Here is a 23,504-nt window from a genome sequence, read left to right as displayed (position 1 = left end):
TCCATGAGGGTTGCCGTGTCCCACCACGCGCCTGAACCTCTGCTTGATCCCGGTCTCTATATAGTTGCGACCCCTATTGGCAATCTCGGCGATATCACTTTCCGAGCGGTCGAGACGTTGCGTGGCTGCGATGCGATAGCGTGCGAGGACACGCGGGTAACCGGCAAGTTGCTCAAGCACTTGGGTATCTCGAAACCGTTGTGGCGCTACGACGACCATACGAGCGAGCGCGACCGCGAGCGGATTCTGGCTGCCGCCCGGACACAGGCCATCGCGTTGGTGAGCGACGCTGGAACGCCTCTGGTGTCCGACCCCGGTTACCGACTGGTACATGAAGCGCGCGACGCGGGGATACCGGCTACGAGCTTGCCCGGGCCGTGTGCGGCCATAGTCGGTCTGACACTCTCAGGGCTGCCCAACGACAGCTTCCTGTTCGCCGGGTTCCTGCCGGTGAAGGACAAGGCGCGCGCGGATAGACTAGCGCAACTTGCACAAATCGACGCCACCTTGATCTTCTATGAAACCGGCCCACGGCTCGCAAAATCACTTGCGGCGATCGCTAAGGTTTTGCCGGGCCGAACGGTTTCGGTGGCGCGAGAATTGACCAAGCTCCACGAGGAATGTCGCACTGCAAGTGCTGCAGATCTGCGCGCGCATTACGAGCAGCACCCGCCAAAGGGCGAGATCGTGCTCCTCATCGCGCCACCCGAACGGGCTGAAACGAGCGTGGAAGATGTCGAAGCCATGCTGCTCGAAGCGCTCGCGACAATGAAGGCCTCTCAGGCCGCAGCCCACGTCGCAAAGGCGACCGGGCAGGACCGCAAGGCGCTCTATGCCCGCGCGCTCGAGATGAAATCGCGTTGAAACGCCAACGGGCAGAGCGCGAAGGCAGGCGCGGCGAGCGGCGGGCGGAGCTGTGGCTGCGCGCAAAAGGCTGGTCGATCCTCGACCGCCGTCGCAAGACACCCGCAGGCGAGATCGACCTTGTCGCGCGCCGGATGGGGGTGGTCGCGTTTATCGAAGTCAAGTGGCGCAAACAGGCAGCCGACCTCGCGTTTGCGATCGACGAATACCGTCTGCGCCGCGTCGCTGCCGCAGCGGAAGCGGTCGCGCAGGACTACGTCCGCGATGGAGACGATATGCGGATCGACGTGATCCTGCTTGCACCCGGGCGATTGCCCGACCACATCGTCAATGCCTGGCAACCCTGAAGAGGAACTCCGATGCCCTTACGCGTCGCGGTCCAGATGGACCCGCTCGACAAGATCAACACCGCAGGAGATTCGAGCTTCGCGCTGATGCTGTCGGCGCAGTCGCGCGGCGCAGAGCTGTTTCACTACGATGTTGGTTCGCTCACGCTCGACTCCGATGACCGGTTGATCGCCCACGCAAATCCGGTCACCGTGCAGCGCGTCGAAGGCGAACATTTCAACATGGGCGAACGCCGTCGGCTCGATCTGGGCCGCGATGTCGACGTAGTCCTGATGCGGCAGGATCCGCCGTTTCACATGGGTTATATCACCGCAACCCACCTGCTCGAACGGATCGAGGACGAAACGCTGGTGGTGAACAATCCCCGATCGGTACGCAATGCGCCCGAAAAGGTGCTGGTGCTCGATTACCGCGAGTTCATGCCGCCGACGCTGGTGACCCGGTCAGTCGAAGAGGTGCGGGCATTCCAGCGCCAGCACGGCGCGGTGGTGGTAAAACCGATCCACGGCAACGGCGGCAAGGCGATCTTCCGGGTTCCCGCCGACGGCGACAACCTCTCTGCCCTGTTCGAAGTGTTCAACCAGACCTGGCCCGAGCCGCACATGGTCCAGCCCTTCCTCCCCGAGGTGGCCAAAGGCGACAAGCGCATCGTGCTGGTAGATGGCGAGGTGACGGGGGCGATCAACCGCAAACCGGGGGAGGGCGAATTCCGCTCCAACTTGGCGGTCGGTGGAAGTGCGGAGGCCACGACGCTCACCCCGCGCGAAGAAGAGATTTGCGCCGCAATGGGGCCGCGCCTCAAGGAGCTCGGCCTGATATTCGTGGGTATCGACGTTATCGGCGGCGAATGGTTGACCGAAATAAACGTCACCAGCCCCACCGGGATCGTCGCGATCGATAATTTCAACGGAACCGACACGCCCGGGATAATCTGGGATGCGATCGAAGCGCGACTAGCCTGACGGCTTCTTTTCGCGCGGGTGGGCGCTGCGGTAAGTATCGAGTAGGGTCGCCGCGTCGACTTTGGTGTAAATCTGGGTCGATCCCAGGCTCGCATGACCGAGCAGTTCCTGCAGGCTCCTGAGGTCTGCACCGGCACTCAGCAGGTGCGTTGCAAAACTATGTCGTAGAGCGTGCGGTGTCGCCGTTGATGGCAACCCGAGCGCAATTCTCGCGCGCGCCATCGCCTTTTGCACCATGCCTTGCGAGAGCGTGCCTCCCTTCTGCCCGCGGAACAGCGGCTGTTCCCGTTCGATCGGCCAAGGGCATTTCTCGACATAGTCGGCCACTGCCGCCCGGATGATCGAAATCAGCGGGACAACGCGCTGCTTGCCGCCTTTTCCGGTGACAGCCAGTGTGTCGCCCAGCGGCAGGTCTCCCCCCTTGAGCGACAACGCTTCGGCGATTCGCAGCCCCGCTCCGTACATCAGCAAGAGAACTGCCCGGTCGCGCGCACCGGTCCACGCTTCGTTGGCGGTTCCGGCGACGAGATCGGCAACGTTGACCGCTTCGTCAGGAGTTACGGGCCGGGGGAGGCCCTTCTTGAGGCGCGGACCGCGCAGTCGGGGCGGAGTGGCATCCTCGCCAACCTGGCTGCGGGCGAAAGAGACGAAGCCCTTGAGGGCCGACAATTCGCGCGCAGCCGAAGCGTTCGACAACCCCTCAGCTCGCCGTGCAGCCAACTGACGTCGCAATGCAGGGCCATCGAGTTTCGCGACGTCGTTAAAATTGCCAAGCCCGGTTGCTTGAAGCAGGCGATTGGCTGCAGCGAGATAGGCACGAACGGTATGGGGCGAACGGCGACGACCGTCAGCCAGATGCGCTTGCCATGCTTCGAGAATGTCAACCTTGCTCATGCCGAGACCAGCGCGGCCGGGACCAATTCACCCAGCAGTGCATCGAGGAGCGGCATCCCGGCTTCGGTTACGCCGATCCGCCCATCTCGCTCCCATGCCATGCCGAGCGAGCGATAGAATGTGAGACGATCGCGCTCGATCAATCGGTTCTCGGGGATGGCAAAGCGTCGCGAGAGCTCCGCGAGATCCACGCCTTCGGCCAGTCGCAGACCCATCAGCAAGGCTTCGCTCGCTTGCTCGGGGGCAGCAAGCCCGCGCTCTTCTGCGATCCCATGGCCAGCGCGCTCGATCGCCGCCACCCAGTTTTCAGGCTTCTTGTGGCGCGTCGTCGCAACGCCGCCGCGCCGCCCATGCGCGCCGGGCCCGATCCCGACATAGTCCCGATACCGCCAGTATGTGAGATTATGGAGGCTTTCCTGCCCGGGTTTGGCATGATTCGACACCTCGTAGGCGGGCAGACCAGCGGCGGTAGTCATTTCGCGGGTCGAGGCGAACAAATCAGCCGAAGGGTCGTCATCTAGCGGTGCGAATGCGCCTAGCCGCACGTCAGTGGCAAAGCGAGTACCAGGCTCAATCGTAAGCTGGTAGAGCGACAGATGGTCGGTGCCGAGCGCCAGCGCTGCCTCGAGCTCGTGCCGCCACGCATCAGGAGTCTGGCCAGGACGGGCATAGATGAAATCCGCGTTGACCCGGTCGAAACACCGCTGTGCGGTTTCGAGCGCGTTCAGTCCTTCCTGTGCATCGTGCAGCCGCCCCAGGAATTTCAGCGCCTCATCATCGAGTGATTGCAGGCCAAGCGAAACCCTGTTGACGCCCGCCGCCGCAAGATCGTCAAATCGGTCTGCTTCCACCGAAGAGGGGTTTGCCTCCAGCGTAATCTCGATCCCGTCGGCGAAGCCCCAGCGCGTTTCCGCTTCGGCGAGCAACGCTCCGACCAGTTCGGGAGGCATAAGGCTCGGCGTGCCGCCGCCGAAAAAGATCGATTCCAGTTCCTCGCCGCCTGCCAGATCGGCTTCGTGCTGTATTTCGGCGATGAGCGCGCCCTGCCAAAGATCCACGTCAACGCCGTCGCGGACATGGCTGTTGAAGTCGCAATAGGGGCATTTCTTCAGGCAGAACGGCCAGTGAATGTAGAGCGCTCGCGCCATTGATGCCTTCAGTTTTGCTACAGTCGCGTGTCGGATACTAGCATACCACGCGCGTTCGGCGATTTCGGGTGCTGCCGATGCGAGCTTGCGAGGATGATCACGCTCCCGTCGGTATCAGTCACCTATCGCGCTTCTCACGCAGCGAATATCGGTCTCGTCCCCGTTTATATCCAACTGCCGCAATGCGCTGGAGCTGGTTCGGATGAACCGCCTCCCGAGCAGCGGCCCGCGCGTCACGTAGACCTTGTTGCCGGCGAGCAAGTAGGTGCCGTGCCCATCCTTGTTGCGATAACTCGAGTTGTTGATCACTTCGAACCACTCGTCCGGGATCGGGTGAACGGCAGCCTCGGTTGCATCTCCCGGCGTCTCGCAAGTCCAGCGCCCGTGGCGAAGCGTATCGAGCTTTCCGCTCAGGTCGGTATCGCTAGCCGCACCGAGCGCGAGGCCCAACACCGGGAGTATTGTGGCAGTCAGGATAGCGCGAGGTATCATCGCAGTCGCGACTAGCACCATGTCACGGCGGCTGCCACCCCGCTTGCCCCGCACAAGGCTTGCCGCTAAGGCGCGCGGCGCAAGACAGCGGCACCCGCCTGGCGCGGGGACCTCCTCACAAGAAGGCACGACACGGCCATGAAGATCTCCGGCGTGGACATCCGTCCCGGCAATATCCTCGAATACGAAGGCGGCATCTGGAAAGTCGCCAAGATCCAGCACACCCAGCCCGGCAAGGGCGGAGCCTACATGCAGGTCGAAATGAAGAACCTGCAGGATGGCCGCAAGACCAACGTCCGCTTCCGCAGCGCAGACACGGTCGAGAAGGTGCGGCTCGACACCAAGGACTACCAGTTCCTCTACGAAGACGGCGACATCCTGGTGTTCATGGACCAGGAAACTTACGAGCAGATCAACCTGCCGAGCGACCTGCTGGGCGATGCCCGCCCGTTCCTGCAGGACGGGATGCAGGTGAAGCTCGAGCTGTGGGAAGAAAAGCCGATCAGCGTCGAACTACCGCAGCAAGTCGAAGCGACGATCGTCGAGGCCGACGCGGTGGTGAAGGGGCAGACGGCTTCCTCGAGCTATAAGCCCGCAGTGCTCGACAACGGTGTTCGCATCATGGTCCCGCCGCATATCGAGAGCGGCACCCGGATCGTGGTTGATGTCTACGAGCAGGCCTACATCGGCAAGGCGAACTGATCGGACCATGGCAGCCGTACCGGGCATCATACGCGTAATGGAAAAGGCCGCGCGCAAGGCCGGCGGCCGTTTGCGTCGCGACTTCGGCGAAGTCGAGCACTTGCAGGTCAGCCGCAAGGGACCGAGCGACTTCGTGTCAAAGGCGGACCAGATCGCGGAGCGTACGATCTACGACGAACTGCTCCATGCACGGCCCGACTGGGGCTTCGTGCTCGAAGAGGCCGGGATCATCGAGGGTGATCCCACCAAGCCGCGCTGGGTTATCGATCCACTCGACGGCACAAGCAACTTCCTCCACGGCATCCCGCACTTCGCGGTGTCGATCGCGGTTCAGGAGCCCAAGCCCGACGGTTCGGGATGGGGCGAAGTGACCGCAGGGGTAATCTACCAGCCGATCCACGACGAGACATTCTGGGCCGAGAAGAGCCGCGGGGCCTGGCTGCACGATGGGCGATTGCGGGTCTCTTCGCGGTCGCGCCTGTCAGACGCGCTCGTGGCAACCGGCACCCCCTACCAGGCGCACGGCGATTTCGCGGAGTGGAGCAAGATTTTCGCAGCGTTAGGGCCGCAGATTGCCGGGGTCCGCAGGTTCGGTGCGGCCTCGCTCGACCTCGCATGGCTTGCAGCAGGCCGTTATGACGGTTTCTGGGAGAGCGGCCTGAGCCCGTGGGACACCGCGGCCGGATGCCTGCTGGTGCGCGAAGCAGGCGGGTTCGTCACCGACTTCAAGGGCCGCTCGCTGCCGATCTGCGACAAGCAAGTCCTGGCAGGGAACGATACGCTGCATTCCAAGCTTCACAAAGTGCTGGCCGCCGCACTCAAGGCCTGATCTGGCGACTTGCAGCGGCGCAGTGTGCGGGCTAGTGCCCGCGCGCCCACGGAGCCCCCGTGGCGGAATTGGTAGACGCGAACGACTCAAAATCGTTTTTCTACGGAAGTGCCGGTTCGAGTCCGGCCGGGGGCACCAAAGGCCTTGTATTCCAGCCGGGGGTCTGTGATTCTGGGACAGGGATGCTGACGTTACCGTCTCTTCACGCACTGGCCGCGATGCTGGTTACCATCGGGATGTTCGTAGGGTTCGCCCGCGGGCGCCTGTCGACGGAGATCGTGTCGCTGTTGACGATCGCGGTAATCGCAGTCGGCCTCTATTTCTTTCCGTTGCCGCATACCCTGCCGACCGACGGCCTGACGCTCGCGTTTTCGGGGTTTGGTCATTACGCGCTGATCACGATTTGCTCGTTGATGATCATGGGGCGGGGCCTCGTGGTAACCGGCGCGCTCGATCCGGCTGCGCGCGTGCTCGAGCAGGTGTTCAAGTTCAACTTGCAGATCGGGCTTCTGTTCTCGCTGATCGTAGCGTTCCTGCTGTCGATGCTGGTCAACGACACCCCGGTGCTGGTGCTGCTGATGCCGATCTTCGTCAGCCTCGCCGCGCGCGGCGCAATGCCCGCTTCGAAGACGCTGATCCCGCTCAACGCGGCGGTGCTGATCGGCGGGATGGGGACGACTATAGGCACATCGACCAACCTGCTGGTCGTCTCGATCGCGCGCGATCTGGGTATGCCGCACATGAACGTGTTCCACTTCACACCAATCGTCCTGACGGCGGCGATCGTGGCGTTGCCCTACTTGTGGTTGGTTATGCCGCGCCTGCTGCGCAACAACCAGACCGACGAGGTGCACGAGAAGCGACGCTTCCACACGCGCTTGCGGCTCGGCGAAGACAGTATGATGGCCGGACAAGACCTGTCGGTGATGCTGCCACGGCTGCCAGACGATCTCGAATTTCACGATCCGCCGGTTGGTCCGCTTCAACCCCAGCAACGGCTGGCTGTTTCGGGAACGCACGAGGCTCTCGAAGAGGCCATGCGCACGCTGAAGGGCGATGTCGCACCTTCTTGGATTATCGACCGCATTCGCCGTCGTGCATCGGAATCGGGTGAGGACATCCACGTCGTCGAGGTGACCGTGACGGCAGACTCGCGGATCATCGGGCGCACGCTACCGACTTCGGGCATAGCCGATCTATATGGCGTGGCGGTTCTCGGCATCCACCGGCCCAAAACGCTGCTGGGCGAACGCGATCAGTACAGCACCGGCGGCGATCTGCGGATTGCCGAAGGTGACGTACTGCTTGTGATGGGCCTGCCCAATGCAATCGAGGATTTCGCCCGGAATGACAGCCTGCTGGTCCTCGAAGGCACCCGCGAGTTGCCGCGCCGTTCTAAAGCGGTCCTTGCCGGCGGGATCATGCTCGGCACGGTTGGGCTTGCTTCGATCGGACTACTGCCGATCGCGATCTCCTCGCTGGCGGGCGCGATCCTGATGTTCGTGACCGGATGCGTCCGGTTCGACCGGGTCGGACGCGCACTTTCTGCGCGGGTGATCGTGCTGATCGCGGCATCGATCGCACTCGGCAAGGTCATGCTCGAATCGGGCGCAGCCGATTGGCTAGGGCAGGTGCTGGCATTCGGGCTGCAGTTCCTACCCCCAGCGGCGGTGCTGGCCGCCATCATGATTTTCGTGACAATCCTCACCAACTTCGCATCCAACGCGACCGCGGCAACGGTCGGCACGCCAATCGCATTCAGTATCTCGCACCAGCTCGGTCTACCACCCGAACCGATGGTGCTTGCGGTGCTGTTCGGCTGCAACCTGTGTTACGCGACCCCGATCGCCTACCAGACCAACATGCTGATCATGGCCGAGGGCAGCTACGAATTCAGGGACTACCTGCGCACCGGGGTCCCGCTGGTGCTGTTGATGGTGACGACGTTGTCGATCCTGCTGGTCGTCAGGTACGGGATGTAGCGACTGCTTGCTTAGTTGCCGGAGCGCGCGCTCGACTGTGCCATCAGATCTGCGATCTGTTGCTGGCGGGTATCGGACGCTTCGGCCTTTCGCTCCGCATTATAGCGATCGATGATTTCCTTGCGCTGCGCTGTAGACATTTTCGCCCAGTCGGCGTCGGAAATACCGTATTTGTTGATCCCAGTCGGCATGACCTGGCCACCACTTCCGCTATCCGGGTCCGAATAGCTCGGATCGAACCCGCTGTCCCCGATGCTCGCTCCGCCGGTGTCCGTCGGTTGGCCATAGCCAATGTTATCGTCGGAGCCGAACGTGCCCGGAGTCCCAGTGCGCCTGTCGATTAGTCCTGCAGTCATCCTGACGCTGCTGTCGTGCGTCTGGGCGCTCGTTGCCTGGGCATGCGCCTTGATCTCGCCGGCGATAGCTTCACGCTTCTCGCCGTCGGCAAAGACTGCGAGCAACAGGGTAGCCGCGATCGTAACGACAGCGAAGTGCCGATAGATCTGGATCGGTTTAGTCTTCTTTCTGACCCGGCGTACCATGCCTCGTGGATAGCGCTGAAAAGTTAAGACGCGCAGGGGCAATTATGGTTGCCCTAAAGTTGACGGCCGCCGAGGTTTCCCCCGACGGCCATCTCTCCTCTCCCAGGAGCTGGTTAACAGTAAGTGCCGAGGCGGTGGTGCAGGGCGTTGATCTTGGCCAGTTCCTCACGGTCGTCGATCGTCCGGGCATACGCCGTCAGCGCGGTGCGGAGCAGGCGGAAGTCGGCGGTCGAGAACAGCGCGCGGGCGCGGCGCGGTTCGGCGGTGGCGGGACGTTCTTCGGTCATGGCAGTCATCCTTCCTCGCCTGGCTTACGCTGCAGCAAACTGGTTCATGGTGTTGTCCTTGCCGCCGGCCTTGAGGGCCGCTTCGCCGGCAAAGTATTCCTTGTGGTCGTCGCCAATGTCCGATCCGGCCATGTTCTGGTGCTTCACGCAAGCAATACCTTGGCGGATTTCCTCGCGCTGCACCTGCTTGACGTAGCCGAGCATGCCGTCGTCGCCGAAGTAGCGTTTGGCAAGGTTGTCGGTGCTCAGCGCCGCAGTGTGGTAGGTCGGCAGCGTGATAAGGTGGTGGAAAATCCCCGCCTCACGCGCCGCATCGGCCTGGAACGTGCGGATCCGCTCATCGGCCTCGGCAGCGAGATCGCTGCCGTCGTAGTCGACGCTCATCAGCCTTGCCCGGTCGTAATTCGAGACATCCTTGCCCGCCGCTTCCCAGGCATCGAACACCTGCTGGCGGAAGTTGAGCGTCCAGTTGAAGCTGGGCGAATTATTGTAGACCAGCTTGGCGTTGGGGATCACTTCCCGGATGCGGCTGACCATTCCGCCGATCTGGCCGATGTGCGGCTTTTCGGTCTCGATCCACAGCAGGTCCGCGCCGTTCTGGAGCGCGGTGATGCAGTCGAGTACACAGCGGTCCTCGCCGGTTCCCTTACGGAACTGGTAAAGGTTGCTGGGCAGGCGCTTGGGCGCCATCAGCTTGCCCTCGCGGCTGATAAAGACCTGGCCGTTGGTGATGTTCGCGGGATCGACTTCATCGCAGTCGAGGAACGCGTTGTACTGGTCGCCCAGATCGCCCGGCTGCGTGCTGAAGGCAATCTGCTTCGTCAGCCCTGCGCCAAGCGAGTCGGTGCGGGCAACGATGATCCCGTCTTCCACGCCGAGTTCGAGGAACGCGTAGCGGATGGCGCGGATCTTCTGCAGGAAGTCCTCGTGCGGCACGGTGACCTTGCCGTCCTGATGGCCGCACTGCTTCTCGTCGGACACCTGGTTTTCGATCTGCAGTGCGCAGGCACCGGCTTCGATCATTTTCTTGGCGAGCAAGTAGGTCGCCTCGGCGTTGCCAAACCCGGCATCGATGTCCGCGATGATTGGCACAACGTGGGTTTCGTGGTTCTCGATAGCATGCTCGATGCGCTTGGCTTCGATCTCGTCACCGCGCTCACGAGCGGCATCGAGCTCGCGGAACAGGCCGCCCAGCTCGCGTGCGTCCGCTTGGCGGAGGAACGTGTAGAGTTCCTCGATCAGCGCCGGGACGCTGGTCTTTTCGTGCATCGACTGGTCGGGCAGCGGGCCGAAATCGCTGCGCAGCGCGGCAACCATCCAGCCCGAAAGGTAGAGGTACTTGCGCTTGGTGGTGCCGAAATGCTTCTTGATGGCGATCATCTTCTGCTGGCCGATGAACCCGTGCCAGCAACCGAGCGACTGGGTGTAGGCCGCCGGATCGGCATCGTATGCCGCCATGTCCTCGCGCATGATCTTCGCGGTGTAGCGGGCAATGTCGAGACCGGTGCGGAAGCGGTTCTGCAGCCGCATACGAGCAGCGCTTTCACCGTCGATAGCATTCCACGGAGCACCCTGCGCGCCAATGGTCTGCTTCAGCTGGCCGATTTCATTCTGGTAGGTCACTTGCGAATCTCCTGGGAGGGAAAGGTTGCGTTGGCATCGTTTTTGCCTCTCCTGACCCGGATTGATATGGAAACTTACAATCTATCTTGTCTCCATGCGCTGTTTGGAGCATATTATGATGTAAACTTGTAAAGGTTTTTACAAATGGTGGATAGCGCCCTGTTTGCCGGACCGGCGATCCGACGCTTGCGCAAACGCGAAGGACTGACACAGGCCGCAATGGCCGCACGCCTGTCGATCTCGCCAAGTTATCTCAACCTGATCGAGCGCAACCAACGCCCCCTATCAGGTCGGGTCGTAGTCAAGATAGTCGATGAATTCGACTTCGACCCGCGTGCCCTCCGCGAGGACGAAGCAATCGGCGGGCTAGACGGACTCGCCCGCCGCATGGCCGATGCCCGATTTGCCGATCTTTCCATCGACCGCGACGAACTGTCCGAATTCCTCTCCGCCGCCCCGCAAGCCGCGGCGGCATTCGTGCGCCTCTACGACAATACCTCGCCGCAGGAGCGACGCGACGATCCGATCGCCGCGGCACGCCGCGAGATCGAGCGTTGGCGCAACCATTTTGCCGACCTCGACGTGGCCGCCGAAGCGTTAGCCGACGAATTGCGGCTCTCGCGCGGCGATACCTACACGGCCTTGGCCGAGCGGCTGCGCGAGCGCCACCAGCTGGCAATCCGCATCCTCCCGCGCGACGTGATGCCTGACAGCTTGCGTCGGCTCGACCTGCACGCGCGGCAACTCCAGCTCAACGAGATGCTCGATCCGTCGAGCCGGACGTTCCAGCTGGCCTACCAGATCGCCATGCTCGAGTTCCGCGATGAAGTGATCACGCTCGCCTCGGGCGCCCAAATGTCCGACGAAACTGCCCGGTCGTTCTACGAACGACACCTTTACGGCTACGTCGCCGCTGCACTGACAATGCCATACGGCCGGTTTCTGCGCGCCTGTGAAGCCACGGGATACGATTTCGCGGTGCTGGCACGGCGCTTCGGTGTGGGTTTCGAGCAACTTGCCCATCGCTTGACGACGCTCCAGCGCGTCGGCCAGCGCGGGCTCCCGTTCTTCATGGCGCGGATCGACCGGGCAGGGCAGTTCTCCAAACGGTTCGCGGGGGCGAGCGGGGCAACGATCCTCGAAAGCGAGTCCAGCTGCCCGCTATGGGACGCGCACCTCGCCTTCCAGCGTCCTGGCGACCTGTGCGTGCAAGCAGTCATGCTCGACGGGGCCGGAGCTGCTCCGGCACATTGGCTTACCGTCGCGCGAACCGTTGACGGGCGGGGAGCAGCGGGTGCCGCGCGCTTCGTGGTCATCCTCGGCGTAGAGGCCAAGCTCGCCGGCGATCTGGCAATTGCGCGGGGTGTTTCGCTGCGTCCCGAAGATGCACATGCGATCGGATCGGGCTGTGCCCTCTGCCACGTTCCGCAATGCGCGCAGAGGTCGCTCCCGCCGCGCGGTGCCCTGCTGCATTTTTCCGCCCTGACGAGAGGCAGCATCCCGTTCGAATTCGGCAGCTGACATTCGCACAATTCGCACCGAGTTCGATGGTTAACCATCCGGTGTAAAATTTACCGACATTTCATCTCTCGGCCTTAGCACGGTTTCCTGATGAAGGAGCTTACCCAGGCCGAGCGATGATCCGACTTTTCAAACACTACATCCCGCATGCCGTGATGTTGCTGGGCCTTTTCGACCTTGCGCTGCTCATCGTGGCTGGCGAGGTGGCCTGGATTGCGCGCGCCACGCAGATCGGGACCGACCCCGGACACATCGGAGACCGGCTCGATATGCTCGCGCTGTTTGCCGGGATCGTCTGGTTGGCGATGATTGCCGTGGGGACCTACGGCTCAGAAGCGCTGCGTTCGATGCGCTATGCAGGTGCAAGGCTGCTCGTTGCAGTAAGTCTCGGAATCATTGCCCTTTCAGTGATCGACTTCGTGCTGCCAGGTCACACTTTCTGGCGGTCCACATTGTTCTACGCGATGTTTATCGCGATCGGGCTGTTGATTGCCAACCGGATGCTGGTGGGTACGGTCATCGGCACCAGTGCATTCCGCCGCCGTGTGCTCGTGCTCGGCGCAGGCGAGCGCGCCAAACGTGTACGAGAGTTGGCCGACAGGCAGGGCAGCGGCTTTGCCGTCGTCAGCTTCATTGCCATGAACGAAGGCTCGCAAGTGCTCGAGGAAGCCATTCCGCGCGCCGCTATCCACGACCTCGGTCGCTTCGTCGAGAATATTGGCGCAAGCGAAGTAATTCTGGCGCTTGAAGAGCGCCGGAATTCGCTGCCGCTCAAGGACCTGCTGCGGATCAAGACAATGGGCGTCCACGTAAACGAGTTCTCCAGCTTCGTTGAACGCGAAACCGGCCGCGTCGATCTCGACACGCTTAACCCGAGTTGGCTGATCTTTTCCGACGGGTTCTCTTCCGGGCGGATGCTGTCGAGCGCTGCCAAGCGAGTGTTCGACGTCGCGGCTAGCGGACTGCTGCTTGCATTGACGCTGCCAATCATCGTCATTTTCGCGATCCTCGTGAAGCTCGATAGCAAGGGGCCGGCGTTCTTCCGCCAGACCCGGATCGGGCTCTACGGCCAGGAAATCCAGTTGGTGAAGCTGCGCTCGATGCGGACCGATGCGGAGAAGGACGGCGCCAAATGGGCGCAAAAGGACGATCCGCGCGTAACCCGGCTGGGCAAGTTCATCCGCAAGGTTCGGATCGACGAATTGCCGCAGGTCTGGACGGTACTTAAGGGTCAGATGAGCTTCGTGGGTCCGCGCCCCGAAGTGCCGCAGTTCGTTACCGACCTTGAGGACAAGCTGCCGTTCTATGCCGAGCGCCACATGGTCAAACCAGGCATCACCGGGTGGGCGCAGATCAATTATCCCTATGGCGCATCGGTCGAGGATGCCCGCGCCAAGCTCGAATATGATCTTTACTACGCGAAGAACTACACCCCGTTCCTCGACCTTCTGATTCTGCTGCAGACGCTGCGGGTGGTCCTGTGGCCGGAAGGCGCGCGCTGACGTGGGCCCGGAATCGCTCTGGATTGTACTAGGATTTGTCCTGAACCTCGCAGGCGGGATCGCCTGCGCGCTCGTAGCGGTCTGGCTGTTCGGGCGCGGCGAGAATGCACACGGCCGCCCTGCGGCAAGGATATTTGCCCTACTGGCAACCGCCGCCTGGTGCGTCGCCGGGGCGGCGTTCGGGCCTGCCAGCGGCTTTGCCAGCCTGATCGAGACCGTGGTGAGTCTCACGTGGCTGCTGGTCCTTTACCAGCTGTTCGCCACCGACGGGCGCGATCGGAGCATGGCCCCTATTCGGCCGCTGGTGATCGTGCTCGCGCTGGTCGAGTGTATCCAGCCGGTCCTGACAGTCCTCGATCTTCGGCTCGGCAACGGCGCGGCTGCCGCACCGGTCGTCCTAACCATTTCCGCCCTGTTCCATATCCTCGTCGCGGTTGGGGCGCTCGTCCTCCTGCACAACCTATACGCCGGGGCCTCTGCGACGTCGCGCCAGGTCTTACGCTGGAGCACCGCTGCACTCGCGGGGATCTGGGCGTACCAACTCAATTTCTATACGATCTCCTACTTCACCGGCGCGCATTCGCTGGAACTGGGCGCACTTCGCGGACTGGTTTTGGGAACGAGTGCATTGCTGCTGGCAATCAGCGCAAATTCCCGTGCTGCCGATCTGAAGATCGTCCCTTCGCGCGCAGTCGCTTTCCAATCGCTCTCGCTTCTAGTCATCGGAGCATACCTGCTGGCGATGATGGTCATGGCTCAATCGCTGAGCTTTCTAGGCGATGGGCTCAATCGCTTGACTCAGGTCGGCTTCGTTTTCGTCGCGGCGCTTGTCGCGGTCTTGTGGCTGCCCTCCAGGCGGATGCGCGGTTGGCTGCGGGTCAAGGTGTTCAAGCACCTGTTCCAGCACCGCTACGACTATCGCGCCGAATGGCTGCGCTTCAACCAGACCATCGGGCGGGCAGGGGCCGATGCGCCAAGTCTTGCGGAACGGAGCGCACAAGCGCTGGCGGATATCACCGACAGCGACGGCGCCGCGCTGATGCAACCCGGCACCGAAGGTAACCTCGAACTTGCCGGGCGTTGGAATTGGAACAGCTTCGCACCGCCGGGCGAGGGGCTGGCATCGGAATTCGCATCGGCGATCGAAGCGAACGACACGATCGTGGAAATCGACGCGGTCCGGTGCGGAACCGATGCATCCGGCCACCAACAGCTCATACCGGATTGGCTGATCGAAGACCCGAAGGCATGGGTGATTGTCCCGCTCATTCACTTCGAACGGCTGGTCGGAGTCGTGATCCTCTCGCGCCCACCGATCCCGCGCAAACTCGACTGGGAAGATTTCGATCTGCTCAAGGTTGTCGGTCGCCAGCTTGCCAGCTACCTGGCCGAACAAGCCGGGCACGAGGCGCTGAGCGAAGCGGCGCAATTCGACGAGTTCAACCGTCGGATCGCTTTCGTGATGCACGACATCAAGAATCTCGCCAGCCAGCTTTCGCTGCTCGCGCGCAATTCGCAGCGGCACGCAGACAATCCCGAGTTTCGCAAGGACATGGTGGTTACGCTCACCAAGAGTTCCGCCAAGTTGAACGCGCTTATTGCGCGTCTTGGGCGCTATGGGTCGACTGCAGCCAGCGGTAAGCGCGAATCCGTCGATCTTGCCGAAGTCGCCGCGAACGTCGCGAAACGCTACGCCGACGTCCATCCGGTCCAGCTGACCCGGTCCGAAAAGTGCCTGGTAATGGCCGATCGCGATGCGCTCGAGCAGGCGCTGGTCCATCTCGTCCAGAATGCCATCGATGCCAGCGAAGCGGGCATGCCGGTCATGCTCGATGTATCGTGCGATGGGCTCCGCGGCCGGATCGAGTTGCTGGATTCAGGCGGCGGGATGAGCCCGAAATTCCTGCGCGACGGCCTGTTCAAGCCATTCGTCTCGTCCAAGGACGGAGGATTTGGCATCGGGGCCTACGAAGCCCGCGAGTTGATCCGGGCGATGGGCGGGCGGCTCGAAGTTGAATCGCGTGAGGGGCTCGGCACCCGCTTCAAGATATCCATGCCGCAGCAAAAGGCTGCGTTTGACCTGCCGGGAGAATTTCCGGCTCAGCAGGAGACAGCGTGATGGCTGCCCAGAAACCGATCCTTCTGATCGTCGAGGACGACGAGGGCCTGCAGGCTCAGCTCAAGTGGGCTTACGAAGACTTCGAGGTCGTGATCGCTGGCGACCGTGAAGCGGCACTGGCCGCACTTCGCGCCCACGAGCCCGCAGTTGTAACGCTCGATCTCGGCTTGCCGCCCGATCCCGACGGGACGCGCGAAGGCTTTGCAGTGCTTGACGCAATCATGGAACTCAAGCCGGATACCAAGGTGATCGTCGCGAGCGGCCATGGCGCGCGTGAAAGCGCGCTACAGGCGATCGAGCGCGGTGCCTACGATTTCTACCAGAAGCCGGTCGACATTGACGCGCTGGGCCTGATCGTTCGTCGCGCGTTCAACCTCCACCAGATCGAAGCGGAAAACCGTCGCCTGGCCGCGCGCGTAGGCGAGGAATCAACCGTACTCGGCAACCTCATCACGGCCGCGCCGGAGATGGCGAAGGTCGCGCGCACGATCGAGCGAGTGGCGAACACCGCTGTTTCTGTCATGCTGTTGGGGGCAAGCGGGACGGGCAAGGAACTGCTCGCGCGCGGCCTCCACGACGCCAGCGATCGCAAGGACAAGGCGTTCGTGGCGCTCAATTGCGCGGCAATCCCCGAAACCCTGCTCGAAGCCGAATTGTTTGGTCACGAAAAGGGCGCGTTCACCGGCGCGGTCAAGACCACCGAGGGCAAGATCGAGCAGGCTCAGGGCGGCACGCTGTTCCTTGACGAAGTTGGCGATATCCCGCTGCCGCTGCAGGTAAAGCTGCTGCGCTTCTTGCAGGAGCGGACGATCGAGCGAATCGGCGGGCGCACTGCGATCGCTGTCGACACGCGGATCGTGTGCGCCACGCACCAGGACCTAGAAGCGATGATCGAGGCGGGAACCTTTCGCGAGGATCTGTTCTACCGGCTCGCCGAAATCGTGATCAAGATACCGACTTTGGCGGAGCGGGCCGGAGACGCCGTGCTGCTCGCCAAGCATTTCCTGACCAAGTTCGCTGCCGAGATGAATCCGGCGGTCAAGGGTTTCGCCCCCGATGCCTTGGCCGCGATCGACGGATGGAACTGGCCAGGCAATGTGCGAGAGCTCGAAAACCGGGTGAAGCGTGCGGTCATCTTGGCCGACGGCAAGCTCGTCGTCGCCGACGACCTCGACCTGACCGAAACCGAGGACGAGGCGACCGAAGCACTCAATCTCAAGAGTGCGCGCGAACGAGCCGATCGGGCGATGATTCGCCATGCACTGGCGCGCAGCGAGGGGAATATCTCGACCAGCGCCAAACTGCTCGGAATCAGCCGCCCCACGCTTTACGACTTGCTCAAGCAGTATGATCTCCAGACCTAGCCTTCCCGGAGCAATCCTGGGGCTGGGGTTGACCCTCGCCGGATGCACCCAAAGCGCACCGGCACCATCGCTCTACGAACGGGCCATGGCAGCCCTCGCGCGAGGTGACGGGATCGCTGCCGAAGCAGACTTGCGCGCGGAGCTGGCCAAAGGCGCTCCACGCAATCAAATCGCCCCATTCATGGGCGAAGCGCAGCTGATGCAGGGCAATCTCGCGGATGCCCACCGGTGGCTCGACAACGAAGACTTTGCTCCCAACGTGCGCGGCCAGGGGTTCAGGATCCGCGGACACCTGGCAATGCGCGAGGGCAAACTGGGGCAGGCCGAAAAGGCTTACGCGACAGCGCTACAGTTCGAACCCGACAGTGCTGACCTGTGGGTCGATATCGGTCGCATGCGTTATCGCAGCGGAGCGCAGTTCGGAGCGGTCGAGGCGTCGAAGAAGGCAATCACACTGGGGCCGGAAAATCCCTCGGCACTGCTATTTCGCGCGCAACTGGTGCGGGATTCGCAAGGCATGGCGGCCGCACTGCCACTGTTCGAGCTTGGCCTGAAGCACTCTCCAAATAATGCGCCCCTGCTTGCTGGCTATGCCGCAACGCTGGGGGAACTCGGGCGAGCCAAGGAAATGCTCGCTGCCCTACGCAAGTTGGCCAATACCAATCCGGGAAATCCGCGCCTGCTATACCTGCAAGCGGTTCTCGCAGCGAGGGCAGGGGACTACGACCTCGCGCGCGGCCTGCTCCAGCGCAGCGGCGACCTCGAGCGGCAAATGCCTGCGGCAATCCTGCTATTGGGCATCATCGACCTCGAAAACGGCAACTACGCGAGTGCGGCTCAAGGGTTTGACCGCCTCGCACGCCTGCAACCCGAAAACGCGCGAGTGCAGCGGCTGCTTGCGCGGGCACTGAAGCTAGGCGGCAGCGACCGGGAATTGATTGCCCGCTTTGCCGGGCGCGCCGACACCCCTTACATCGCGATGCTGGTCGGGCGGGCGTATGAAGCAATTGGCGATCGCGAGAAGGCAGCGGGTTTTCTCAACCGGGCACAACGCCCGTTTGCAATGACAGTGCGCGACCTCGCGCCAGCGACCGACCTCGACGTGGCCGAGTTGTATGGCGATGCGAGTGGACCCAGCACGGTTTCGCTGGTTCGCGGGCTGGTCGCTGCGGGAAATCCGACCCAGGCAAAGGCGCGGGCCGATGCGTTCCTCGCTCGATACCCGCAATCGTCCGACGCAATGGCGCTCGACGGCGATGCTTCATTGGCTATGGGTCGGCCAGATCTGGCCACGCAGATCTACAACCGGGCGGCAGCGGTCCGCCGCCCTTGGCCGCTTGCCAAGCGAATGATCTATGCGTTGATCGAGCAGGGTCGCGAAGTGGACGCGGCGAACCTGCTTGCCAGGTTCGTGAAGGGTGAACCGAACAATGCCGAAGCCTGCGCGTTGCTTGCGCGGTGGGCTTATCTGCAGGGCGACTATACCCGCGCGACAATGCTGCTCGATCATGCGAGCCTCTACGGCGCAGCGAACGATCCAACACTCGTGAGCCTGCGGGCCGCGATCGCCCGAAAGGCAGGCGAATAGCGGCTATCGACAAGCAAGGCAGGGTCAGCCACATGGCGTGGCGATGATCCGCCGTCTGCTTTCCCACATAGACCTGATGGTTCGCATGCTGCTGCTGGCGATCGTGCTCGCCAGTATCGCCCCTGCAAGCGGACGCTGGCACGATCTCGCGCAAGGCATCTCGAATGGAGCGATCTTCCTGTTGTTCCTGCTCAACGGGCTGCGCCTCCCGCGCCACGAAGTCGCGCGCGGCATCGGCCATTGGCGGTTCCTGCTGCCGCTGGTGATATGGTGCTTCGGGGCAATGGCGCTGACGGGGAAGGGGTTTGCAATTCTCGGCGCAGGAGTTTTGCCGCCGGTCGTTGCGCTCGGCTTTCTCTACCTCGGCGCGCTGCCGTCGACGGTGCAATCCGCTACGGCGTACTCCTCGCTCGCGGGCGGCAATGTCGCCAATTCGGTGATCTCTGCCGCGCTGCTCAATGTGATGGGCGTGTTCATCTCGGTGCCGATCATCTCGCTATTGGGCGGAGGCGCGCAACTGGAGCTCGGCGTCAACGGACTGACCAAGGTCTTCCTCGTGCTGATCCTGCCGTTCACGATTGGCCAGTTGCTGCAGGACAGGCTGCATGGCTGGATTACGGGGCACAAGTACCTGGTGACGTGGATGGACCGAATTTCGATCGCGATTGCGGTCTACGTGGCGTTCTCCGGCGCGGTGGCGCAAGGGCTGTGGACGGTCGTCGGCCCAGACCAGTGGGCGATCCTGCTCGTGCTGGTCATTGGCTTCCTGCTGTTCGGATTTGTCGGCGCGTGGCTGCTCGCAAAGCTGCTTGGCCTGCATCGGCCCGACCGTATCGCGTTCCAGTTTGCCGGAGCGCACAAGAGCGTCGCGATGGGCGCACCGCTTGCGGCAGTGCTCTTTCCACCGGCAGTCGCGGGCATGGTCCTGCTTCCGCTACTTGCCTACCACCTGCTCCAGCTGGTCGCATCGGCACCGCTCGCTAAGCGGTATGCTGCGCACGCTCCAGGCGATTGAAACGGATCGACCACCACAGCGACAGTCCGATCAGCACCGCACCTATCAGCCCGGTCACCGCTTCCGAAATGTGGAACCGGGCCGAAGCGAACATGATCACGCCGAGCGCAAGGATCGCCCAGAACGCTCCATGTTCGAGATAGCGGTATTCGGCAAGCGTCCCCTTCTGCACCAGCATGATGGTCATCGATCGCACGAACATCGCACCGATCGACAAGCCGAGCGCGATGACCACCATGTTGTTCGACAATGCGAATGCCCCGATCACTCCGTCGAAACTGAACGAGCTGTCTAGCACTTGCAGGTAGAGGAAGCCCCCCAGGCCCGACGCGACGACCGCGCCGCGCAGTTTGGCCGCCTCCTCGCGCAGTTCGAGCCAAGTGCTGATCCCCTCGACCACAACAAACGCAATGGTCCCGAATATACCGGCAACGAGGAACGTCAGCGCTTCGTCGTCAGGCAGAAGTCGCGAGAAGCCAAACAAGGTCAGCAGAAGCAGCGCGATTTCGACCGCGGGGATATGCGAGAACCTGGACAGCCACACTTCTATCCGGTGGATCCAGTGGACCTCCTTCTCCTTGTCGAAGAAGAACTTCGACCCGACGAGGAACAGGAACGCGCCGCCGAACCCGGCGATGCCGACGTGAGCGCCCGAAACGATGCGCTCGTATTCGTCTGGCTGACCAAGTGAAAGTTTGATCGCGTCGATCGGGCCGAGCCCGGCAGCGATCGCAACAATCGCCAGCGGAAATGCGATCCTCATCCCGAAGACGGCAATCGCCATCCCCCACGTGAGAAATCGCTTCTGCCAGATTTCGTCCATGTCCTCGAGCACGGTCGCGTTGACCACCGCGTTGTCGAAACTGAGCGAAACCTCGAGCACCGAAAGCACACCGATAATCCACAGCATCTGCGCGGTGCCGGCAAGACTGTGCGTGCTTTCCCACCCGTACCACGCGCCAATCGCGAGGCAGGCGAGGGTGAAACCGATCGAACCCTTGTAGTAGCGAAGCATTGTGCGTTTGCCCCCTGCCGCGCTCAGCTCTTCGGCTGGTACGTCTGGTCTTCGCCCGGGAAAGTGCGCGCGCGCACTTCTTCGGCGTAGGTTCCCGCAGCCTTGGAAATCACGCTCGCCATGTCTTCGTAGCGTTTCACGAACCGCGGGACGCGTTCGAACATGCCGAGCATGTCTTCGGTGACAAGCACCTGCCCGTCGCACTGGGCCGATGCGCCGATGCCGATGGTCGGGATTTCGAGCGCTTGGGTGAGGGCAATCGCGATCGGCTCGATCACGCCTTCGATCACCACCGCAAATGCGCCTGCTTCCTGCACCGCATTGCCGTCAGCCATGATCTTGGCGTGTTCTTCCTGGCTGCGCCCGCGCGCTCCGTATCCACCGAGCGCATTGACCGCCTGCGGGGTCAGCCCGACGTGCGCCATCACCGGAATGCCGCGCTGGCTCAAGAACGCGATCGTTTCGGCCATCGCTTGCCCGCCTTCGAGCTTGACCGCCGCGCAGCCGGTTTCTGCCATGATCCGGCTCGCGCTCTCGAACGCCTGTTGGGGCGACGCCTCGTAGGAACCGAACGGCATGTCGACCACCACCACCGAGTGATACGATCCGCGCACCACCGCCGCGCCGTGCGCGATCATCATGTCGAGCGTGACCTGCAGCGTCGTCGGAAGCCCGTAGATGACCTGCCCCAGCGAATCCCCCACCAGCAGGATGTCGCAGTGTTCGTCGAGCAGCTGTGCGGTGCGCGCAGTGTAGGCGGTGAGCATGACCAATGGTTCCTTGGTCGCACCGTCCGCCTTGCGGGACTGGATCTTGGGAACCGTGAGCCGCCGCATCGGCTGCGGGGTGGGGTGCGCTCGGCTGGTCGCCGTATCGAGCTTGAAGGTCGTGGACATGGCCCAGATACCTAGCCTCCCGGGATTAGCGGGGGAAGCCTTGAGATTATTCCTTGCCTTGAGGACCTGCTGCGCTAGCTTCCGCTGCCATGACTGGCCCGGCCGCCTTCGGCCCGGCGCAGAAGAAGGGGATACGGGTCGATGATCCTAGATCGCGTCAAGCCGCTCGATGCCATCCTGGCAACCGCGGAAAAGAAATCACTCAAGCGCTCGCTCGGCTGGTTCCAGCTTACCCTGATGGGGATCGGCTGCGTAATCGGCACGGGTATCTTCGTGCTGACTTCGGTCGGCGCGCAGAAGGCGGGCCCGGGCCTGATGGTCGCATTCGCGATCGCGGGCCTCGTCTGCATCGTGGCAGCGTTCTGTTATGCCGAAATCGCAGCGATGATCCCGGTCGCAGGCAGCGCCTATACATATAGCTACGCGACGATTGGCGAGTTCTTCGCCTGGACCGTTGGTTGGGCGCTGATCATGGAATACGCGATCGCCGCCTCGGCGGTGTCGGTCGGCTGGTCGGGATACTTTTCAGGGACCGTGCTCGGCGGGCTAGGCATACACTTGCCAACCTGGCTCAGCGCCGGGCCTCTTGCGCTCGGCGGAGTCGAAGGCGGGTTCATCAACCTGCCTGCGCTGGTAATCGCACTGCTGGTCACGTTCCTGCTGGTTATCGGCACGAGCGAGAGCGCCAAGGTCAATGCCGTGCTGGTGCTGATCAAGGTCACTGCGCTGACGGCGTTTGTCGCACTGACGCTGACAAGTTCCGACTTCTCGGTCGACAAGTTCAACCCGTTCCTGCCCGCCGGCCTGTTCGGTGGTTGGGGTTCGGGCGTCGGTGCGGTCGGCGCGGCGGCGACAATGTTCTTCGCTTATGTCGGTTTCGATGCGGTCTCGACCGCAGCGGAGGAAACCAAGAATCCCCAGAGGAACGTGCCAATCGGTCTGGTCGGCTCACTTCTTTTCTGCACGGTGTTCTACATCCTCGTCGCCGCCGGTGCGATCGGTACCATCGGGGGCAACCCGATCATGGGCGCTGATAATCTTCCGCTGATCACCGGTTCGCCCGAACTCGCGCGTCAGTGCGCCATGCCGCAATATGCCGATGCGCTGGTCTGCTCGAAGGAGCCGTTGGCGCACGTGCTCAAGGTGATCGGGTTCACCGGGTTCGGTAACGCGATCGGCTTGGCCGCGTTCCTTGCGCTGCCGTCGGTTATCCTGGTGCTGATTTTCGGCCAGACGCGCATCTTCTTCGTGATGAGCCGCGACGGACTGCTGCCCGAAATGCTCAGCCGCGTGCACCCGAGGTTTCGCACGCCGCACGTCGTAACCCTGATCACCGGTATCGCGGTGGCGGTTGCTGCCGCGTTCTTCCCGGTCGGCCAGCTCGCTGACATCTCCAATGCCGGCACGCTCTACGCGTTCCTGATGGTCGCGGTGGCGGTGCTGGTACTGCGGGTGAAGGATCCGGAGCGTCCGCGCCACTTCAAGGTGCCGGGGGTATGGATCATCGCTCCGCTGACGATCATCGGTTGCGTCCTGCTGTTCTTCAACCTGCCGACTGCAGCGATGCTGTTCCTGCCGGGGTGGGGCGTGCTCGGGCTGCTTGTTTATTTCCTCTACAGCCGCAGCCACAGCTATCTTGGTCGCGGGATTGTCGAAATCGTGGACGACATTGAAGGCCACGAAACGATGATGCCGATTGACGAACCGAACGAGAGCAAGAACTGATATTCCTGCTCACCGCTAAAGAGGGCCGCTCCGCGAGGGGCGGCCCTTTTCGTTAGGGCGCGTGTTCCGTTTCCCGGCTGTTGCAC

At 62.6% G+C, this 23,504-nt stretch carries 21 protein-coding genes and 1 tRNA gene; 14 read left to right on the top strand and 8 right to left on the bottom strand.

Annotated features, from left to right (window positions below; translation table 11 throughout):
• Nucleotides 1-3 precede the first annotated feature (3 nt).
• Genes rsmI through gshB form a run of 3 tightly spaced genes read left to right on the top strand, consistent with a single transcriptional unit; the run spans nucleotide 4 to nucleotide 2,174 of the window.
• Nucleotides 4-864: a 16S rRNA (cytidine(1402)-2'-O)-methyltransferase gene (gene rsmI, locus CJO11_RS01635; RefSeq protein WP_095011147.1), complete on the top strand. Its 861-nt coding sequence runs from the start codon at nucleotides 4-6 to the stop codon at nucleotides 862-864.
• Entirely contained in the window at nucleotides 861-1,211 is a 351-nt protein-coding gene (locus tag CJO11_RS01630) for a YraN family protein (RefSeq protein ID WP_095011146.1), read from the top strand. Before rsmI ends, CJO11_RS01630 begins: the two co-directional genes overlap by 4 nt.
• Before the next feature lie 12 nt (nucleotides 1,212-1,223).
• Nucleotides 1,224-2,174, top strand: a complete 951-nt coding sequence (gene gshB / locus CJO11_RS01625; RefSeq protein WP_095011145.1) for a glutathione synthase — start codon at nucleotides 1,224-1,226, stop codon at nucleotides 2,172-2,174.
• On the opposite strand, the gene CJO11_RS01620 is transcribed toward gshB, so the two are convergent.
• From CJO11_RS01620 to CJO11_RS01610, 3 genes are all read right to left on the bottom strand, one after another.
• The gene (locus CJO11_RS01620) at nucleotides 2,166-3,068 is read right to left on the bottom strand and encodes a tyrosine recombinase XerC (protein WP_095011144.1); all 903 of its coding nucleotides are present in this window, start codon (nucleotides 3,066-3,068) and stop codon (nucleotides 2,166-2,168) included. The two genes, gshB and CJO11_RS01620, sit on opposite strands and share 9 nt — an antisense overlap.
• The gene (gene hemW, locus CJO11_RS01615; RefSeq protein WP_095011143.1) at nucleotides 3,065-4,216 is read right to left on the bottom strand and encodes a radical SAM family heme chaperone HemW; all 1,152 of its coding nucleotides are present in this window, start codon (nucleotides 4,214-4,216) and stop codon (nucleotides 3,065-3,067) included. Before hemW ends, CJO11_RS01620 begins: the two co-directional genes overlap by 4 nt.
• Before the next feature lie 114 nt (nucleotides 4,217-4,330).
• Nucleotides 4,331-4,708, bottom strand: a complete 378-nt coding sequence (locus tag CJO11_RS01610) for a hypothetical protein (RefSeq protein WP_150124955.1) — start codon at nucleotides 4,706-4,708, stop codon at nucleotides 4,331-4,333.
• 138 nt (nucleotides 4,709-4,846) lie between these two features.
• Between CJO11_RS01610 and efp the strand changes: the two genes are divergently transcribed.
• The 4 genes from efp to CJO11_RS01590 all read left to right on the top strand — a co-directional run bounded on the left by efp (nucleotide 4,847) and on the right by CJO11_RS01590 (nucleotide 8,221).
• On the top strand, nucleotides 4,847-5,410 hold the full coding sequence (efp, locus tag CJO11_RS01605) for an elongation factor P (RefSeq protein ID WP_095011141.1): 564 nt from the start codon (nucleotides 4,847-4,849) through the stop codon (nucleotides 5,408-5,410).
• Nucleotides 5,411-5,417: 7 nt separating this feature from the next.
• Complete coding sequence (locus CJO11_RS01600) at nucleotides 5,418-6,239, top strand: inositol monophosphatase family protein (protein WP_095011140.1); 822 nt, start codon at nucleotides 5,418-5,420, stop codon at nucleotides 6,237-6,239.
• Nucleotides 6,240-6,292: 53 nt separating this feature from the next.
• Nucleotides 6,293-6,377 (top strand) — tRNA-Leu (locus CJO11_RS01595).
• A 44-nt stretch (nucleotides 6,378-6,421) separates the two neighbouring features.
• Nucleotides 6,422-8,221 carry an SLC13 family permease gene (locus CJO11_RS01590; RefSeq protein WP_205651085.1) on the top strand — a complete coding sequence of 600 codons (1,800 nt, stop codon included), beginning with the start codon at nucleotides 6,422-6,424 and terminating at the stop codon, nucleotides 8,219-8,221.
• 11 nt (nucleotides 8,222-8,232) lie between these two features.
• Here the strand turns inward: CJO11_RS01590 and CJO11_RS01585 are convergent, their stop codons facing one another.
• The 3 genes from CJO11_RS01585 to CJO11_RS01580 all read right to left on the bottom strand — a co-directional run bounded on the left by CJO11_RS01585 (nucleotide 8,233) and on the right by CJO11_RS01580 (nucleotide 10,673).
• On the bottom strand, nucleotides 8,233-8,763 hold the full coding sequence (locus CJO11_RS01585; protein WP_095011139.1) for a hypothetical protein: 531 nt from the start codon (nucleotides 8,761-8,763) through the stop codon (nucleotides 8,233-8,235).
• Between the two features lie 113 nt (nucleotides 8,764-8,876).
• Nucleotides 8,877-9,050, bottom strand: a complete 174-nt coding sequence (locus CJO11_RS13245; RefSeq protein ID WP_169829116.1) for a hypothetical protein — start codon at nucleotides 9,048-9,050, stop codon at nucleotides 8,877-8,879.
• A 24-nt stretch (nucleotides 9,051-9,074) separates the two neighbouring features.
• Nucleotides 9,075-10,673 carry an isocitrate lyase gene (locus CJO11_RS01580; RefSeq protein WP_095011138.1) on the bottom strand — a complete coding sequence of 533 codons (1,599 nt, stop codon included), beginning with the start codon at nucleotides 10,671-10,673 and terminating at the stop codon, nucleotides 9,075-9,077.
• 144 nt (nucleotides 10,674-10,817) lie between these two features.
• Between CJO11_RS01580 and CJO11_RS01575 the strand changes: the two genes are divergently transcribed.
• From CJO11_RS01575 to CJO11_RS01550, 6 genes are all read left to right on the top strand, one after another.
• Nucleotides 10,818-12,194, top strand: coding sequence for a helix-turn-helix domain-containing protein (locus CJO11_RS01575; RefSeq protein WP_095011137.1), 1,377 nt, complete (start codon nucleotides 10,818-10,820; stop codon nucleotides 12,192-12,194).
• A gap of 116 nt (nucleotides 12,195-12,310) precedes the next feature.
• The gene (locus CJO11_RS01570; protein ID WP_095011136.1) at nucleotides 12,311-13,696 is read left to right on the top strand and encodes a TIGR03013 family XrtA/PEP-CTERM system glycosyltransferase; all 1,386 of its coding nucleotides are present in this window, start codon (nucleotides 12,311-12,313) and stop codon (nucleotides 13,694-13,696) included.
• Between the two features lies 1 nt (nucleotide 13,697).
• Complete coding sequence (gene prsK, locus CJO11_RS01565; protein ID WP_095011135.1) at nucleotides 13,698-15,815, top strand: XrtA/PEP-CTERM system histidine kinase PrsK; 2,118 nt, start codon at nucleotides 13,698-13,700, stop codon at nucleotides 15,813-15,815.
• On the top strand, nucleotides 15,815-17,179 hold the full coding sequence (gene prsR, locus CJO11_RS01560; protein WP_095011134.1) for a PEP-CTERM-box response regulator transcription factor: 1,365 nt from the start codon (nucleotides 15,815-15,817) through the stop codon (nucleotides 17,177-17,179). Before prsK ends, prsR begins: the two co-directional genes overlap by 1 nt.
• A gap of 85 nt (nucleotides 17,180-17,264) precedes the next feature.
• Nucleotides 17,265-18,767 (top strand): tetratricopeptide repeat protein, encoded by a 1,503-nt coding sequence (locus tag CJO11_RS01555; RefSeq protein ID WP_169829115.1) that lies wholly within the window; start codon nucleotides 17,265-17,267, stop codon nucleotides 18,765-18,767.
• Nucleotides 18,768-18,843: 76 nt separating this feature from the next.
• Complete coding sequence (locus tag CJO11_RS01550) at nucleotides 18,844-19,782, top strand: bile acid:sodium symporter (RefSeq protein WP_240504518.1); 939 nt, start codon at nucleotides 18,844-18,846, stop codon at nucleotides 19,780-19,782.
• Here CJO11_RS01550 and CJO11_RS01545 read toward each other — a convergent pair.
• Complete coding sequence (locus tag CJO11_RS01545) at nucleotides 19,748-20,797, bottom strand: DUF475 domain-containing protein (protein ID WP_095011131.1); 1,050 nt, start codon at nucleotides 20,795-20,797, stop codon at nucleotides 19,748-19,750. The two genes, CJO11_RS01550 and CJO11_RS01545, sit on opposite strands and share 35 nt — an antisense overlap.
• 23 nt (nucleotides 20,798-20,820) lie before the next feature.
• The gene (panB, locus tag CJO11_RS01540; RefSeq protein WP_095011130.1) at nucleotides 20,821-21,693 is read right to left on the bottom strand and encodes a 3-methyl-2-oxobutanoate hydroxymethyltransferase; all 873 of its coding nucleotides are present in this window, start codon (nucleotides 21,691-21,693) and stop codon (nucleotides 20,821-20,823) included.
• Between the two features lie 141 nt (nucleotides 21,694-21,834).
• Here panB and CJO11_RS01535 point away from each other — a divergent pair, with 141 nt between their 5' ends.
• Nucleotides 21,835-23,418: an amino acid permease gene (locus tag CJO11_RS01535; protein ID WP_095011129.1), complete on the top strand. Its 1,584-nt coding sequence runs from the start codon at nucleotides 21,835-21,837 to the stop codon at nucleotides 23,416-23,418.
• Nucleotides 23,419-23,504: the final 86 nt, after the last annotated feature.

The sequence above is a fragment of the Tsuneonella mangrovi genome, from assembly GCF_002269345.1.
In the GTDB taxonomy this organism is placed as follows: domain Bacteria; phylum Pseudomonadota; class Alphaproteobacteria; order Sphingomonadales; family Sphingomonadaceae; genus Tsuneonella; species Tsuneonella mangrovi.
The sequence above is the reverse complement of the archived record's forward strand: the minus strand, read 5'-3'. Positions and strand labels throughout refer to the sequence as shown.